This is a genomic window from Flavobacterium fryxellicola, from assembly GCF_900143245.1.
GTDB classification, from domain to species: Bacteria; Bacteroidota; Bacteroidia; order Flavobacteriales; family Flavobacteriaceae; genus Flavobacterium; species Flavobacterium fryxellicola.
The window spans coordinates 173,152-189,405 of record NZ_FRDK01000004.1 but is presented as its reverse complement, the minus strand read 5'-3'; the positions used below and the strand labels follow the sequence as shown (position 1 = coordinate 189,405).

Below are 16,254 nucleotides of genomic sequence, written 5' to 3'. Positions count from 1 at the left end.
AAAAATCCGCTCGAAAGCGGATTTTTTTGTATAAAACAAGCACGTAAATTGCGATTATTTTGGATTTAAGATCAATTCAATTCTTTTGATGGCATCTTCATAATGGTATTTTGTTTCTGCATTTATGGCTCTTGTTCTAGCAACTGATAAAGTGCTTTTTAAAGCATTCAATTCCCCTCTCACTAATCCTCTCACATCAGATTGTGCCACATTATAAAAATCAGAAGAGCGACCTGCTTTGATTTCCTCTTTCATCAAATACGCCATTCTTTCGATGTAAGCGCGTTGTAAATTTCGTCTATAAATGGTAACATTTAATGGAAGATTAGCTTCTTTCCAGATTCCTTTGCGCATATCACCTAATAAATCAAGCGCTTTATAATGAGCTGCTCCCAATATTTCTGCATCCATTAATCGCCCAATACGCTCAAAACTCAGCACATTATTTACATGTCGGGCTTGCAAGTTGCGATATCGCTCTGTGTATCCTGCGTAATCAATATTTTTCAAGGTATTTACATTGACCAACCAAGTTGGAGAAGCAAAAGCATTCGTTTGCAACCACTGCATGGCTTCTTGTTGTTTGGATTTTGAAACAACATCATAAATACTTCCAGATTGATTTGGTTTTTTGGTAGTTTCATAAACTCCTCCAACATTTGTAACGACATGCCCTACATACCTGCTCCAGACATCCAACATTTCTTTGTATAATTCATCTAAATCTTCATAATTATTAGTCACATCACTGGTCCATTCTGATAAATGTGAGGCTACATACTGCAAGTTTTTGAGTCCATAAGTACTCGCTTTCATCGCATCATTCCCAATATCTTCTGTTTGTGACGTAGGATCAAAACTACTGCTTTGTTTCCCGTATTTATAAATAATATTTGCAGATTTTTCCATAATCCACTGGTCTAAAGTAGGAACTTCAGCCTCAGGTGAAGTCATATTAGGAATCGCTCTGTATCCCCAATTCGTAGCATAATGATCATAAGGCCCCATTTTACGGATAAAACGAATGTTTTTATCTCCAGGCTGCGCAATATAATTAAAACGGGCATAATCCATCAAGCTGGCCGCGATTCCGTTTTTTTGTGTAAAGTCGCCATCTCTGTAACTTTCGGTATCATAAGCACAACTTGCCCCCATGTTATGGGGAAATCCAAGCGCATGTCCCACTTCGTGAGCGATAACCATACGCATCATTTCACCCATTTCTTCATCACTTGTGTTTAATGTTCGTGCAGTTGGATTTGCAGCTCCCGTTTCTAATAAATAGCGGTTTCTGTAGGAGCGCAAATGGTTGTGGTACCAAATTACGTCGCTCTCGATAATTTCTCCTGTTCTTGGATCAGACACACTTGGTCCAACCGCATTACGCGTGGTACTCGCCACATACCGAATCACGGAATACCGAATGTCTTCTGGGCTGAAATCAGGGTCTTGTTCCTTTGTTGGTGCATCTTTGGCAATAATGGCATTTTTAAAACCAGCTGTTTCAAAAGGCTTTTGCCAATCTTCAATACCTTGCTTGATGTACTTGCGCAGTTTTTCAGGAGTGGCAGGATCAAGATAATAAACGATGGGCTTAATGGGTTCCACCAACTCCCCTTTTGCGTAAGCGACAGGATCTTTTGGCTCCAATTTCCAACGACGAATGTACGTTTTACTGTCTGATTTTAGTTCGTTACTTCCATAATCGATTTGGCTCATCGTAAACCATCCTACGCGTGGATCAGCAAGGCGCGGTTGCATCAATTTTTCAGGCAACAGAATCATCGATTGATTCATTTGTATGCTGATTGTCTCTGCATCTTCTTGACTGGGTGGTTTAGTAGCGTTGTAACTAAAATCTTGAATCACTTCAATATTCAATGGAAAACTTTTCATCGTATTGATAAAACTTCGGGATTCATCCAATCCTTTTACTTTGTAAGTTTCTCTCATTTCAGCTGATAATCCGCTAATTGATTTTACATCTGTACCATAAAATTTAGTCACATCAATCACCGTATTTGCTGAATCTTTGCTGAATGCTACAATATCAAAAGCAAATAAAGTGGGTTCATAATTATTGGATTTAACCGATATGCTGATCGGCAAACTGTCATTGGCAACCGCATTGTAAGATTTCAATTTAATGAGAATCTTATCCTGAAAACGTTGCCAAACAATGAGTTGCTCGTTCGTTTCGGATCCTGCGTTTACATATCCACCTCCTAAATTAGAAGGTAGTTTAGACAACCTACTAACCAACAACATATCTTTATCTAAGTATTTATTCGGGATTTCAAAAAAATATTTTTTATCTACTTTATGAACCGTAAACAAGCCTTCGTCTGAAATAGCCTCTTTAGTAATTACCTTACTGTATTCCTTGATGGTAGGTTCTGGCTTTTTATCCGGAGCGGGAAGCGTCACAGCATTTTTATCTTTTTTTCTTTTGGATTGGGCAAACTGGGTGGTGGGTATTAATAATGTGGCTGCGATTGCAGTTAAAATGAAAAATTTCTTCATTTAGTGGTTATTTAATGGTTAATTAATATCAAAAATAATTTTTAGTGTCTTAAAATTGCATATTAACCAATGTTTTAACTTTTAATTAACAACCGTTTTGAGTCGAATATTTTATTTTTCTTGGCGCATCCCAACCTTTTGTTTGCCGTTCTTTTTTATTACATTTGGTAATTATCAATTTATTTTCTAGTAATTACAAGCGATGCAGTACTTCGTTTGGAGCTATTCTAATTTTTGTAAAAAATTTACAACCCACAAAAAATAAAAGATGATTCAAAACAGTTCTCGTAAAATCTACTTGCATGCAGTACTGCTTTTACTGCTGTCGTATAATGGGTATTGCCAAAAGAATATTTCAAAAATAGCTTTTGGTTCCTGTTCACATCAAAGTAATCCGTTGCCCATTTTTGATGTTGTAGTTCAACACAAACCTGATTTATTTGTCTTTCTTGGAGACAACATTTATGGAGATACTGATAATATGAGTACCCTTCAATCTAAATACGAACAATTAGCCGCCAAGCCCTCTTTCCAAAATCTAAAAAAACACATTCCTATTATTGCAACTTGGGATGATCATGATTATGGACAAAATGATGCGGGCAGACATTATCCAAAAAAAGAAGAATCCAAGGAACTTTTCCTGAATTTTTTTGATGAACCTAAAGATTCTGAAAGAAGAAAACACAAAGGTATTTATACCTCCTATATGTATGAAAACAAAGGGAAAAAAGTACAGATTATCTTGTTAGACAACCGTACTTTTAGAGATAATTACAAGAAATACAACGGGGAAGTTGCTAAGGACAAAAGGTTTTTCTACAGTCTAGATTATACTCCACAACAGGAACCTGACTCTACCTATTTAGGAGCTGCGCAATGGAAATGGTTGGAAGAGGAATTAAAGAAACCCGCCTCCATTAGATTGATTGGTTCCGGATCTCAGTTTGGAATTGAATACAATGGGTATGAAGGTTGGGCTAATTTTCCGCTAGAGCAAAAAAAATTCTTAAATCTCATCAAAAAAACAAAAGCTAACGGCATTTTATTTTTAACCGGAGACGTACATTATGCTGAAATTTCGAAACTTACTGAACCGGGTCTCTACCCTATTTATGATGTAACTTCCAGCGGTCTTTCCTCCACATGGCATTTTGCGACACCGAATAAAAATAGAATTGAAGGTCCCATTATGGAAAATCATTTTGGCTTAATTACAATCGATTGGAAAAACAAAATTCCAAAAATAAAAATGGAAATTTGGGATAGTGCCGACAATCAGCGCGTAGAATACACGATTGGATTGGATGAAATTAGTTTTAAAAAATAACCGTTTTTTTTTACAACGCACTACAGAAGACTAGGAAATGACATAATAGTGTGTTTTTACTTCAATCTGTCCACAATAAAGAGAAAATTTAAGTTTCAGAACACTACATCGATAGTTACTCCTATTTTACTGACTGTTTTATAGAAGGTACTATCATTTTAGTATGAAGCGTTGAAACAGATTTTTTAATAACACTTAAAAAGCACGACATAATGAATTCTAAATTATTACTTTACTCGCTTGCAGCAGTAACACTAATTGCTTGTAATCAAAAGAGTGACGAATCAAAAAATATCAAAAAACTGCTAGAGAAAGAATCAGCAACATGGAGAGCCGGAGATGGAAAAGGACATGGCGAATGCTTGCATATCCAACCCTATAGCAGAATATAAGTTTAAACGATAGATGGACACACTTTAGATATTCCTGCAATTGCAATGACCAATACAGATCCAAAATCTATGGGGAATGGCGGCTATGCAATCAATACAAATTACAAAATGAGTATTAACGAAAATAATGCTTGGGTGAGTCATGACGAAGTTTCTACCGCAAAAAATCCATTCCGTTTTTGATATTATTTATTAGTAATCAATCGCAAAAGGCACTTCTGAAGTTCTTCAATTGTTTTTACTTTACCACCCATTAGAACAACTTGTACCTGCTTTTTATTTCTTGAGCAGCAGGCGTTTTACTCTAACAGATAATTCATTCGGACTGAATGGTTTTGTTATAAAGTCATCTGCTCCAAGCTCAAAAGCTTCCAAAACTGTTTTCTCCAATCCCACTGCAGACAGCATGATTATTGGGATGTTCAATTTCAACTCGATTTTTACTTTTTTGACAATATCTAAACCGGTTACAAATGGCATCATAATATCTGAAATTATTAAATCTGGATTTTCAGAAACAATTTTTTCTAGTGCAATCTGACCATTTGGACATAAGAGGACTTTATATCCTTCTCTAACCAATTTAAATTCCATAGCTTTTGACATCATTTCGTCATCCTCAGCAACTAAAATTGTTTTCATATTAACTGGTTTTATAGATTCATACTAAAAGCAGCACAATTTTATTCCCCCGTCATTTGATTTTTCAGGAGAATTAATTTCTAAAAATAAGATTTTTTACACTGCCTTAATCGCAAATTCATAGGACAACAACAATTAAAGCTCCTATTTACGAATAAAGCTCGATCGCTACCTGTAATTCCTTGATAGCCAACTGGCAAATAGCATTTAACTTAATAACTTCCTCTATTCTTTTTTGTCCTAGAGGGTTTATTTCAATTTCTTTTTCAATAATGTCAACACATTGAGATGCTTTGACCATCCCTAACAAACTTAGAGAGGACTTAAGCTTATGGATTTCTTCTTTCAAAATTATGAGATCATTATTCTCATTAGATTTCAGAATTATTTCCATTGTTTCTGGTGTGTTTTCTAAAAAAAGCGTGATCATCTCTTTAATAAAAGTCTCATCACCTTCCGAAAACTCTTTCAAATATTTAAGATCAACTAGTTTTTCTGCTGTTAATTCTTCCTTTTGCACAACTGAAGAGTGTGTCATGTTTACTTTATTTACCTTTAAATTTAAATACAATTTATTCAATAACACATCAAAATCATAGGGCTTAGATAAATAATCATTCATTCCATTTTCAAGGCATTTTCGTTCTTCCTCAACAGTGGCATGCGCTGTTAATGCAATAATAGGAATCCCCGCTTTTTCTCCCATGTTAGACCTAATATAATTAGCGAGTTCAATCCCATCCATTTCAGGCATTTGTATGTCTAACAAGATAATATCATAAGCCGTTTTTTCTATCTTTTCAATTGCTTTTTTTCCGTTTTCAGCAACATCAATTTCTTTTCCCCATTTTTCAAACACTTTGATTGCCAGAAGTTGATTGAGCTCGTTGTCCTCCACTAAGAGTATTTTGACCTCCTTTAAAAAATCTGGAGCAATGGTTTTGTTTGTCAACTGAGGCGACATCGTAATTCCCTTTTCCGCTTTTTTATACACTAAAGAAAAGGAGAATTCACTTCCTTTAGAAACTGCACTTTCAACACTAATTTTGCCTCCCTGCAACTCAACAAGATTACGTGTAATTGTAAGTCCAAGTCCTGTTCCACCATATTTTCTTGTTGTTTCATTTGATGCCTGATTGAAACTTTCAAATATGGAATTTACTTTATCGCTTGGGATACCAATGCCGGTATCGATAATTGAAAATTTCAATTTGCATTCTGATGCTGTTTGCTGCACTTCAGTAACTACTAATTCTACAAAACCTTTTTCGGTAAATTTAAGTGCATTCCCCAGTAAGTTTACTAATATTTGAGATAACTTCGTAGGATCACCAATTAGATTATCAGTTATTTTAGAATCAATATCGTATAACAATTTTATTTTCTTCTCTTTTGCATTTTGAGCCAATAACTCAATTACAGAATAAACTGTTTTTGATAGCGAAAATTTCACCTCTTCAAAAGTCATTTTATCTGCTTCAATTTTTGAGAAGTCAAGAATATCATTAATAATAAACATCAAGTTTTGACTGGCTTTTTTAATAGCCTCTACACTTTGCTTCTGGCTATTATCTAATTTAGTACCTTCGAGAATTTTGGCAAATCCAATAATACCATTCATAGGAGTCCGAATCTCGTGGCTCATATTCGTTAAAAACTGTTCTTTTACAACTACTGCTTTTTCAGCTAATTCCTTAGCCTTTATAAGCTCAGCCTCTGTTCGTTTCTGCTCGCTAATATCTTGAATGGTTCCAAGTATTTTACAAGGTTTGTCTCTATCATCATTCAAACATTTAATAAATTGCTTGATGTATTTTACAGTTCCTTTTTTACTAGTTATACTATGATGAAATTGTACTTCCGTTTTTGTGGTTTTAACGTGTTTTAGATTAGTTTCAAAAAGGGCTAAATCTTCGTCATCTGTAAAACATGATTTAAAAAAATCAACTGAAGCAATCTTCTGGTTTTCAACTTCAAAAATAGTAAAAAATTCATCTGAAAAATACACCTCATTATTGCTTAAATTAATTTCCCAACTTCCTATTTTAGCTAATTTTTGCGCTTCAAGAAGACGATTTGAATTGACTTTCAAAGCTAGTTCGGTAACTTTTCTAAGTTTTAAACTTTCATGCGACTTAATGGCATTCCTGATACTTTGAGATACCCCATCTGGAGTCAGTAACGTTTTTGGAATATAATCTGAGGCGCCACTTAATATTGCTTGACTAGCGATTTTTTCATCTCCTTGTGAGGTTACAAAAATCACAGGCGTCTCAATATCCAAATCTCTAATTTTCTTCAAAAAAGAAATTCCATCGGTTTCGGGCATCATATAATCTAAAAAAATTAAGTCATACTCCAATGTTGTGATTTTTTCAATTCCATCTTTTGCTGAAAAAACGCTATCGACCTCAGCAATTATGCCAGATTGCGAAATGGAACGAGTGATAGTGATAGCATCGATTTTATCATCGTCAATTATTAATATTCTTAAAACTTGGGCCATAGTATGCTTTTATTTTTGACTAGAAAATTCAATAATATTCCAATATTCATTGAGGACTGAAACGAATGAGTTAAGAGTTTGACTTTCAAATGACATGGGAATATATCCTGCAATATTCAAATTCAAAGCTGCTGCTTTATTTATTTCATTTTCTGAATCTGTGATTACAAAAACTAAAATTGATTTTAAATCCGTATGATTTCGTATTGCATTTAAAAATTGTATTCCTTTATTCTTCGTCCTGTTGACATCGATTAGAATTATTTTAGGTACAGGGCTTAATTTTTGAGAGCCATCTAGCATCGACCATGCCTCATTTTCATTGGCAGCTGAAAATAAAGTATGTTTCACCTCTATTTCTGAAAAAGATTTTCTGAAGCTTTCGATGATAGCCTTTCTATTGTCGACCAATAAGATACTTGCATTTCCCATAACAAAAATGAATTGGATATATTACAGTTCACATAATTGCCAGAAGTTCTTGAGAGTAGCCACTGAAGTCAAAAACTTTTCAAAAGAAAGTGGCTTAAGGATATATCCCGCAACATTCAAATTGTAAGCATTTATCTTGTCACTATCCTCGTTTGAAGTGGTCATAACAAAAACAGATATGTTTTTAAGTATCTCGTTTTCCCTCATTATTTTAAGAAACTCAATCCCATTCATTTTTGGCATATTTATATCCAAAATAATAATTTTAGGCAGCGGAATAATATGGTTTTCCAGCATTTCAAGTGCTTCCACTCCATTTCCGGCTACAAAAAGCGGGTTCATGATATTATTTTTGGAGAAGGCTCTTTTTACATTCATTACATCTACTTCATCGTCTTCGACCAATAAAATATTTACCAATTTTTGGTTCATAATTTTAATTTTTTAATATTATTATTTTTGGCCAAATTAACGTAAAAATTGAGCCATTGTTTATACCAGCAGAATATTTAATTTTTCCTCCCACCAATTTCATGATTTTACAACTGATGGCTAATCCTGCTCCGGTTGTATCCACAACATCTTTAGAATTAACAGTGTAAAAAATAGAGAAAATTTTAGATGCTATTTGTTCGGGTATTCCGGGCCCATTATCGCTAACTTTTATTTCATAGTCGCTTTGGGTTTCTACAACCTCAACACCTACTTTTCTATTTTCTTTATCGTGAAATCGGACGGCATTGTCGAGTACACTCAATATCACTTTTTGCAATTTCGCTCCTAAAGTTACACAATTTTCATTAATAAGAGTCGTGTTTAAAGTAAATTCAACGTTGGAATTAGTTTCAAATAATGCAATGCTGTTTGCCATCATTTTAGAAATATTAACTTCATAAAATTCCAATTCTACCCTATCTACGCGAGAAAGTTCCAACAGTCCATTCATCATGTTTTCCATTCGATTGACCCTGTTTTTCAGCAAGCTTAAGTTTGCAAGCACTTCTTGATTTTCAACGGTTCCCAGATCCTCTTCAATCCACGTTGTTATATTTGAAATTGCCCGCATAGGCGATTTTATATCATGTGAGACTATATAAACAAATTCTTCAAACTCTTTTTTAAGGGCTGCTAATTCCTGTTGACATTTATCTTCTGCTTCCTCCATTGTTGTTTATTTAGGGAATGTAAAAATGAAACTACACCCTTTATTTTCTTCGGATTCAATATGGATACTTCCTCCTTTTTCTTCAATAATTTTTTTTACAATTGACAAACCTATACCTGTACTCTCTTTTACATCACGTGCCTCAATAGTTTGAAAAACTTTGAACACTTTTTTATGGTATTCTATTGCAATCCCAGGACCATTATCTTTTATACTAAACTGATGAAAACTGGGCAGTGCTTTATACTGGCAATCTATTTTTCCTACTGGTTTATCACTGTACTTAACTGCATTACTAATCAAGTTACTAAATACTTGTTGCAAAAGTATTCGTTCCGATTCAATCACGGGAAAGTTTTCGCCAATTGTGATTTCAAAGCCTTGCTTGGGAACGATTGAATCTATAATTTGATTTAACATCAATTTTAAATCAATCTTTTCTTTTTCGATTTCGGTACGACCAATACGCGAGTATTCTAAAACTCCATTGATTAAGTTTTCCATTCGCAACACTCTTCCGCGCAGTAAGTCAAAATTAGCGCTAACGGCCTCAGGCATATCTGGCATATCTTCAACAATCCATTCTGACAAATTATTAATCGCTCTAAGTGGCGCCTTTAAATCATGAGAAACTACATAAGCAAACTGATCGAGTTCGTTGTTTTTTTTACCCAAATTCAATAATGCACTTTGTAAGTTTGCTTCTGCATTTTTTTGATCGGTAATATCGGTGCTTATTGAAATGTATTGATACGGCTTATTTTTTTCGTCCAAAAACGGCACGATAGTCGCCTTTTCCCAATAATAGGAACCATCTTTAGCTAAATTCCTCATTTCGCCTTTCCAAACATTCCCGTTGACAATTGTTTTCAAAATTTGTTTCGCAAACGCTTTAGGAAAATGCCCTGTAATAGTGCGTTGATCTTTGCCTATCAACTCGTCTTTGGTATATTTAGAAATACTACAGAAGTTATCGTTCACATAAGTTAGCAATCCCTGTTGATCTGAAATAGATACAATTGCTGATTCATCTAAAGCGGATCGTATGTCTCTTATTTCTTTTGATTTTTGAATGATTTTTTGCTCTGCTAATGTGATCTCGGTAACATCCTGAATAATTCCTTTTAACTCAATCACTTCCCCTTTTTCATTTTTAAAAGGTTGTCCAATTTCTAGAATATGCTTGACTCTTTGATCTGGAAATACGATTCTATATTTGATTTTAAAGTCTTTTCCTGTTTGTATAACATCCTCACTGACTTGATCCAGCTTTACTAAATCATCCGTGTGAATTCTGCTTCTATATTCTTTATACAACTGATCTGAAGGCAGTTGATCTAATTCAAAAATACGATAATGACCCTCTGACCAAACAAGATCATTAGTAACTAAATTAAATTTCCAACTCCCAATTTTAGCAATATGCTGCGACTCCTCTAATAGATTATTCCCATCGATTAGATGTTGCTCGGCTTCTTTTTCCTTTGTTACATTTCGAGCAATGCAGTATAAATTCCCAGTATTAGGCTCTGGAGAGGTATTCCAGCTCAGTATAATATAATCTCCACTTTTACAACGGTAACGGTTCTCAAAACTTATCGTTAATTCCCCCTTTGATAATTTCTCTACTTCCTTGTAGGTTTGAGCCAAATCATCAGGATGCACCAAATCAATAAAAGGAGTTCCTTCCAATTCTTCTTTAGAATAACCTAAAACCTTTGTAAAAGCGGGATTAACTTTATAGAATAATCCATTCACATTAGCAATACAAACCAAATCTTTAGACAGTTCGATGAAATTTTGTATTTCCTTTTGAGATTCAAGGAAATCTAAATGTTTTTTGCGTGAATCCAATAATGCAACAACTTGATCAGCAAGTAATTTTAGGGCGTTTTTTTGTTCTACATTAAGAGCTCGAGGTTCCGTATCAATCACACAAAGCGACCCCATATTAAACCCGTTTCTAGTTCGAAGTGGAGCTCCTGCATAAAATCGAATATTAGGACTACCAGTAACCAATGGATTCTCCGAAAACAGCTTGTTTTCAGTAGCATTCTGAACTTCAAAAACATCATCACCTAAAATGGTGTATTGACAAAAAGACAGCTCTCTCGATGTTTCTGATACATTTATTCCTACTTTTGATTTAAACCATTGTCGGTCTTCATCTATTAAATTAACTAAAGCAATAGGGGTTCCGCAAATAAAAGAAGCTAGCTGTGCAATAGAATCATATTCTTGTTCAGACAAGGAGTCCAGAATAGCATAGTCTTTCAGTACTTGGAGTCTTTCAATTTCATTTTCCGGTTTAAGATTTATTTTCATTAAAATAAGGATTTTCTTTACTATTGTTGAGCAATAATTAATGCTTAATTATTTTATGCTTATCATTCCTACGCACTAATTCCAGTCGAAAAAACAATTGGTTTAGCTACAAAAATAAAATTAATTTCGAATAAACAGCATTGTAGCTACTTAAATTTACTGCAATTTATAAAAAAGTATTGCTCCATTTTACTTCTTTATCACTATCAAAAAATCAAAATTAGGAAAAACAAACGCATCTGCAAAAGAGCCCTTTTTTCTCTTATCAAAAACGATTCATTAAAGTCGAAATTAAGGAATTGCGGGTAGTAATTTCATTTACTTATTTTGCGTTTTGTTTCTTTTTTGATGCTTGCCTCTTGAAACAAAGACATGCAATACCGCTTATTAGGCCTTGAAAATAAAAAAATAAAAAAAATCATTCGACAAAATACACATTACCCTGATAAACAACAACTTGTAAAATAAAAATAGTGTTTATATTAAAATTAGAAAAAATATTTATCTAAATTTACGCTATTAGTTTAACTAGGTGAAGCTCCTACTGCTCACCTACACAAGCTCAAAAAAAGCGGTTCGTAAATTCCAAACCTAGCTTTTAATTAAAAAATTTACACGTGTGGTAAAAAAAACAAGACCTGTTTTTTTCGACTATTACTATTTGACATACGAATTTAATACTCTTTCCTATCTAAAAAAAAGGCGCAATGAGAACATACAAATACATCCTGTTTTTCAACGAAATAAATATAGATGCAATTGACAAAGTAGGCGGTAAAAATGCATCTCTTGGCGAAATGTACAATCAGCTCAACCCAATTGGCATCATTATTCCAAACGGATTTGCCGTTACTGCAGAAGGGTATCGGCTATTCCGAAAAACCAACCGTTTAGAACAACTATTGCAAGATTTATTGTTGTCTTTAGATACCAAGGAATATTCAAATCTCTCCCTTATTGGAGAAAAAGCCAGAAATCTCATTTTATCCGCAGCGATTCCAGACGAAATACGGGATGAAATAAAAGTCGCTTACCAATCGCTCAGCGAGCAATGTGGCACGTCTAATCTTGATGTGGCAGTTCGAAGCAGTGCAACTTCTGAAGATTTACCCACAGCAAGTTTTGCAGGACGAATGGAATCTTTTCTTCATATTAATGGAGAACAAGAATTACTATCAACTATACACCGTTGTTACGCTTCTTTGTTTACAGATCGTGCTATAAAATACCGTCACGACATGGATTTTACTAAATTAGACATTGCTATTTCCGTGGGTGTCCAACAAATGGTCCGAAGTGACATAGCGGCTTCCGGAGTGGCTTTTACAATTGATCCCGATAGCGGATTCGAAAATACCATCATCATAAATAGTATTTGGGGACTGGGAGAAAATATTGTTCAAGGTACGGTTACGCCAGACGAATGGATTGTATTCAAACCTACATTGACAAATCCGAACGTGAATCCCATTTTAAAAAGACAGTGCGGCCAAAAAGAATTTACGATGATCTATAAAAATGCAGTGGCAGGTTCAGCTGCTGAAAACACCATTGTTAATACCGATACTTCATTGGAAAAACAAAAACAATTTTCGCTAAACGACAAAGAAGTCATTCAACTGGCACAATGGTGTTCAAAAATTGAAAAACATTATAAAAAAGCAATGGACATTGAGTGGGCCAAAGACGGTCTAAACAATCAATTGTACATTGTTCAGGCACGTCCAGAAACCGTTCACGGAAAAGCAAATAAGCAACTGCGAGAAATTTATAAGTTAAAAGAAAAAAGCACCCTCTTAGCTAAAGGAATCGCATTAGGTGACAAAATTGCTTCCGGTAAAGCCCGAATTCTAAACAATCCACAAGAAGGCGATTTACTACAAAATGGCGAAATCATCGTAACGGATGTAACAAATCCAGATTGGGATCCTATCATGAAACGAGCCGCAGCGATTATCACTAATAAAGGAGGCCGCACTAGTCATGCCGCCATTGTGGCTCGAGAATTAGGAACCGTTGCTGTTGTGGGTTGTGGAGATGCCACTTCAGCAATAAAAAATGGTCAGGAAATCACCGTTTCCTGCGCCGAAGGTACAGCAGGAAACATTTATGATGGACTCTTGAAATGGGACATTACAGAACAGGATTTTAGTGCCCTCAAAATGCCAGAGACGCATCCCATGCTCATTCTGTCTGATCCCGAAAGAGCTTTTGAGTTAAGCCAATATCCAAATCAGGGCGTGGGTTTAATGCGAATGGAATTTGCTATTTCAAATACAATCAAAATCCATCCTTTGGCATTATGCGAACCGGAAAAAATAACCGACAAAAATATCAAATCCGAAATTGCAGCTTTAACAGAAGGCTACGAAGATCCAAAAAAATATTTCATAGATAAACTGGCCGAAGCAGTGGCTATTGTGGCTGCCGCCTTTTACCCAAAGGAAGTCATTGTACGGATGAGTGATTTTAAAAGCAATGAATACGCCAACCTGATCGGAGGACAATTTTACGAACCAAAAGAGGAAAACCCGATGATTGGTTTTCGTGGCGCTTCCCGGTATTACAGTGACTTTTATAGAAAAGGGTTTGCTTTAGAATGTGAAGCTATGAAAAAAGTACGAAACGAAATGGGACTGCTCAACGTGAAATTGATGATTCCATTTTGTAGAACAATAGAAGAAGGTGAAAATGTCTTAGCTGAAATGACACATAATGGTTTAGTACAAGGCATCAACGGGTTACAAGTATATGTGATGATTGAAATTCCAAGCAATGTATTGATGGCTGCTGAATTTGCAAAATTATTTGACGGATTTTCTATAGGATCCAATGACTTGACACAACTCACCTTAGGTTTAGATCGTGATTCAGCTTTAGTCAGTTATTTGTTTAATGAAGAAAATCCAGCTGTCAAATATTTAATAAAAGAAACCATTAAAGTTGCCAAACGTTATGAAATAAAAGTGGGACTCTGTGGTCAAGCTCCAAGCGACATTCCTGAGTTTGCTGCTTTTTTAGTCCAGGAAGGAATCGACAGCATCTCCTTTAATCCAGATGCTTTGATAAAAGGAATCGAAAATATTTTAGAGGCCGAACATAAAACCAAAAGAACAATTACAAACTAATTAAAATAGCTCTAAATGGAAACACCATTTAAAAATAAAGTAGTCATTGTAACCGGTGGCTCCTCTGGAATTGGCAAGGCGTCGGCACTTGCTTTTGCAAAAAAGGGAGCTAAAATAGCTGTTGTAGACTGGAAGGAAAATAAAGAAGTGATAGCCCTAATCAAAGAATTAGGTGGTGATGCACTTTTTATCAAATGTGATGTCTCCAAAACGGAGGATGTAAAAGCAATGGTCGCCAAAACGATTGCCACATTTGGCCGGTTGGATTATGCTTTCAATAATGCCGGGATCGAGGGAACATCTGCTCCAACTTATGCGTGCTCGGAAGAAAATTGGGATAAAACCATTGGGATAAACCTAAAAGGAATCTGGCTTTGTATGAAATATGAAATTCCAGAAATACGCAAACAAGGGAAAGGCGTCATTATCAATTGCTCTTCGGTCGCTGGATTAGTTGGTTTTCCAGGATTACCAGCTTACGTGGCGTCTAAGCACGGCGTCGTGGGACTTACTAAAACTGCAGCTTTGGAATGTGCCCTATTAGGAATCCGAATAAATGTGATTTGTCCTGGTGTAATCCAAACCCCAATGATTGATCGTCTGACTGGAAAAAATAAAGAAGCAATAGAACAATTTACGGGTTTAGAACCTTTGGGTCGCTTTGGTCTTCCGGAAGAAATAGCGAATTCGGTGGTATGGATGTGCTCAGATGAAGCCTCTTTTGTAACTGGACATGCGATGGTCGTAGATGGCGGTTTTGTAGCACAATAATAGAAATAAGACCAGAAAATCACATCAAACTAAAACTTTTTCAATACTAGTTTAACATTGGGGTTGAGCGAACTCATAGGTTGAACTACTTTTAATTCCAAAATTCCAGCATCATTTTGAACAAGCTGGAACTTGACAGCCTTCACCGCAACTAAAAAATAAATGTTTAATAAGAAACAGGAATAGTAGATTTAAAAATTATGGAAAATAGAATTAGCTGTCAAAGTTGTAGCATGCCACTTGATGCCATCGCATTGCAAGGAACTGAAAAAAACGGTCTAAAAAGTAAGGACTATTGTAAGTATTGTTTTAACGATGGTGCTTTCAAAAATCCAGAGATGAATTTAGAAGAGATGAAAATCAACGTGAAAAATAAATTAAAAAAATTAGCAATCAATGAAGATTCCATTCAGAAAACGGTAAACATTTTACCGACACTGATACGTTGGAAAAGCAGTTAATACCAAATATAAAGTAGTAGTTTGAATCCCTGTTTACTTTTAAAAAATTGTACAACAGTGTCTTATATGAAATTAATAATCTGAATCTTGTGCGATCCATTACTAAAAAATTGACATAAAATAAAAATCTAAACAAAATAAACGAAGCTAACCACTTAAATCAATCGACATGGAAATCATCCCTTTTTGTCAAAGTTGTGGAATGCCTATGGCTACAGAAGAAGTCAAAGGAACAGAAAATACGGGTCATAAAACAAGTGATTACTGTAAATATTGTTATGAAGACAGCCAATTTAAACAACCCGATATGAACTTAGAAGAAATGAAAAACATGGTAAAAGTTCACATGGAGAAAAAGAACCATCCTGATTACATGGTTCAAAAAGCCATAAACATTTTGCCTGCCTTGACTCGTTGGAAAAAAAACCATTTATTTATTTGAGCAACACACCATGCAAGTGATTAATAATTAAAAAAGCAAACAATTTTTTTTCGATTTTCAAAAATAATATCTCAGATATAGCAGCCAAAATAGTGAGAAATTGTAAGTATAAACAAGACACCTGCTTCTGATTCATA

Annotated in this window: 14 protein-coding genes; 7 read left to right on the top strand and 7 right to left on the bottom strand. The window is 34.9% G+C overall.

Features of this window, described 5'->3' with window-relative positions; all coding sequences use genetic code 11:
- Nucleotides 1-54: 54 nt before the first annotated feature.
- Complete coding sequence (locus BUA03_RS08670) at nucleotides 55-2,523, bottom strand: zinc-dependent metalloprotease (protein ID WP_066081523.1); 2,469 nt, start codon at nucleotides 2,521-2,523, stop codon at nucleotides 55-57.
- A 268-nt stretch (nucleotides 2,524-2,791) separates the two neighbouring features.
- Between BUA03_RS08670 and BUA03_RS08665 the strand changes: the two genes are divergently transcribed.
- The 3 genes from BUA03_RS08665 to BUA03_RS16680 all read left to right on the top strand — a co-directional run bounded on the left by BUA03_RS08665 (nucleotide 2,792) and on the right by BUA03_RS16680 (nucleotide 4,428).
- Complete coding sequence (locus BUA03_RS08665; protein WP_066081527.1) at nucleotides 2,792-3,853, top strand: alkaline phosphatase D family protein; 1,062 nt, start codon at nucleotides 2,792-2,794, stop codon at nucleotides 3,851-3,853.
- A 212-nt stretch (nucleotides 3,854-4,065) separates the two neighbouring features.
- Nucleotides 4,066-4,245, top strand: a complete 180-nt coding sequence (locus BUA03_RS08660) for a hypothetical protein (RefSeq protein WP_066081528.1) — start codon at nucleotides 4,066-4,068, stop codon at nucleotides 4,243-4,245.
- Between the two features lie 45 nt (nucleotides 4,246-4,290).
- Nucleotides 4,291-4,428 carry a hypothetical protein gene (locus BUA03_RS16680; protein ID WP_157492207.1) on the top strand — a complete coding sequence of 46 codons (138 nt, stop codon included), beginning with the start codon at nucleotides 4,291-4,293 and terminating at the stop codon, nucleotides 4,426-4,428.
- Nucleotides 4,429-4,521: 93 nt separating this feature from the next.
- Here the strand turns inward: BUA03_RS16680 and BUA03_RS08655 are convergent, their stop codons facing one another.
- The 6 genes from BUA03_RS08655 to BUA03_RS08630 form a co-directional block, all read right to left on the bottom strand.
- Complete coding sequence (locus tag BUA03_RS08655) at nucleotides 4,522-4,887, bottom strand: response regulator transcription factor (protein ID WP_066081531.1); 366 nt, start codon at nucleotides 4,885-4,887, stop codon at nucleotides 4,522-4,524.
- 148 nt (nucleotides 4,888-5,035) lie between these two features.
- Nucleotides 5,036-7,393 carry a response regulator gene (locus BUA03_RS08650; protein WP_066081533.1) on the bottom strand — a complete coding sequence of 786 codons (2,358 nt, stop codon included), beginning with the start codon at nucleotides 7,391-7,393 and terminating at the stop codon, nucleotides 5,036-5,038.
- 9 nt (nucleotides 7,394-7,402) lie between these two features.
- Nucleotides 7,403-7,825, bottom strand: coding sequence for a response regulator (locus BUA03_RS08645; protein WP_066081534.1), 423 nt, complete (start codon nucleotides 7,823-7,825; stop codon nucleotides 7,403-7,405).
- A gap of 21 nt (nucleotides 7,826-7,846) precedes the next feature.
- Nucleotides 7,847-8,257 (bottom strand): response regulator, encoded by a 411-nt coding sequence (locus tag BUA03_RS08640; RefSeq protein ID WP_066081535.1) that lies wholly within the window; start codon nucleotides 8,255-8,257, stop codon nucleotides 7,847-7,849.
- A 4-nt stretch (nucleotides 8,258-8,261) separates the two neighbouring features.
- Nucleotides 8,262-8,990, bottom strand: coding sequence for a sensor histidine kinase (locus BUA03_RS08635; RefSeq protein ID WP_066081537.1), 729 nt, complete (start codon nucleotides 8,988-8,990; stop codon nucleotides 8,262-8,264).
- 6 nt (nucleotides 8,991-8,996) lie between these two features.
- Nucleotides 8,997-11,315, bottom strand: coding sequence for a PAS domain-containing sensor histidine kinase (locus BUA03_RS08630; protein ID WP_066081539.1), 2,319 nt, complete (start codon nucleotides 11,313-11,315; stop codon nucleotides 8,997-8,999).
- 707 nt (nucleotides 11,316-12,022) lie between these two features.
- Between BUA03_RS08630 and ppsA the strand changes: the two genes are divergently transcribed.
- The 4 genes from ppsA to BUA03_RS08610 all read left to right on the top strand — a co-directional run bounded on the left by ppsA (nucleotide 12,023) and on the right by BUA03_RS08610 (nucleotide 16,117).
- Nucleotides 12,023-14,443 carry a phosphoenolpyruvate synthase gene (gene ppsA, locus BUA03_RS08625; RefSeq protein ID WP_066081540.1) on the top strand — a complete coding sequence of 807 codons (2,421 nt, stop codon included), beginning with the start codon at nucleotides 12,023-12,025 and terminating at the stop codon, nucleotides 14,441-14,443.
- Nucleotides 14,444-14,458: 15 nt separating this feature from the next.
- Nucleotides 14,459-15,214, top strand: a complete 756-nt coding sequence (locus BUA03_RS08620; RefSeq protein ID WP_066081542.1) for an SDR family oxidoreductase — start codon at nucleotides 14,459-14,461, stop codon at nucleotides 15,212-15,214.
- Nucleotides 15,215-15,414: 200 nt separating this feature from the next.
- On the top strand, nucleotides 15,415-15,675 hold the full coding sequence (locus BUA03_RS08615; protein ID WP_066081544.1) for a zinc ribbon domain-containing protein: 261 nt from the start codon (nucleotides 15,415-15,417) through the stop codon (nucleotides 15,673-15,675).
- Nucleotides 15,676-15,844: 169 nt separating this feature from the next.
- Nucleotides 15,845-16,117, top strand: a complete 273-nt coding sequence (locus BUA03_RS08610) for a zinc ribbon domain-containing protein (protein ID WP_066081546.1) — start codon at nucleotides 15,845-15,847, stop codon at nucleotides 16,115-16,117.
- Nucleotides 16,118-16,254 lie beyond the last annotated feature (137 nt).

Coding starts and splice junctions, on each gene's coding strand:
- BUA03_RS08620 (WP_066081542.1), top strand. CDS start 14,459: ATGGAAACACCATTTAAAAATAAAGTAGTCATTGTAACCGGTGGCTCC.
- BUA03_RS08615 (WP_066081544.1), top strand. CDS start 15,415: ATGGAAAATAGAATTAGCTGTCAAAGTTGTAGCATGCCACTTGATGCC.
- BUA03_RS08660 (WP_066081528.1), top strand. CDS start 4,066: ATGAATTCTAAATTATTACTTTACTCGCTTGCAGCAGTAACACTAATT.
- BUA03_RS16680 (WP_157492207.1), top strand. CDS start 4,291: ATGACCAATACAGATCCAAAATCTATGGGGAATGGCGGCTATGCAATC.
- BUA03_RS08665 (WP_066081527.1), top strand. CDS start 2,792: ATGATTCAAAACAGTTCTCGTAAAATCTACTTGCATGCAGTACTGCTT.
- BUA03_RS08670 (WP_066081523.1), bottom strand. CDS start 2,523: ATGAAGAAATTTTTCATTTTAACTGCAATCGCAGCCACATTATTAATA.
- BUA03_RS08655 (WP_066081531.1), bottom strand. CDS start 4,887: ATGAAAACAATTTTAGTTGCTGAGGATGACGAAATGATGTCAAAAGCT.
- ppsA (WP_066081540.1), top strand. CDS start 12,023: ATGAGAACATACAAATACATCCTGTTTTTCAACGAAATAAATATAGAT.
- BUA03_RS08640 (WP_066081535.1), bottom strand. CDS start 8,257: ATGAACCAAAAATTGGTAAATATTTTATTGGTCGAAGACGATGAAGTA.
- BUA03_RS08635 (WP_066081537.1), bottom strand. CDS start 8,990: ATGGAGGAAGCAGAAGATAAATGTCAACAGGAATTAGCAGCCCTTAAA.
- BUA03_RS08610 (WP_066081546.1), top strand. CDS start 15,845: ATGGAAATCATCCCTTTTTGTCAAAGTTGTGGAATGCCTATGGCTACA.
- BUA03_RS08650 (WP_066081533.1), bottom strand. CDS start 7,393: ATGGCCCAAGTTTTAAGAATATTAATAATTGACGATGATAAAATCGAT.
- BUA03_RS08630 (WP_066081539.1), bottom strand. CDS start 11,315: ATGAAAATAAATCTTAAACCGGAAAATGAAATTGAAAGACTCCAAGTA.
- BUA03_RS08645 (WP_066081534.1), bottom strand. CDS start 7,825: ATGGGAAATGCAAGTATCTTATTGGTCGACAATAGAAAGGCTATCATC.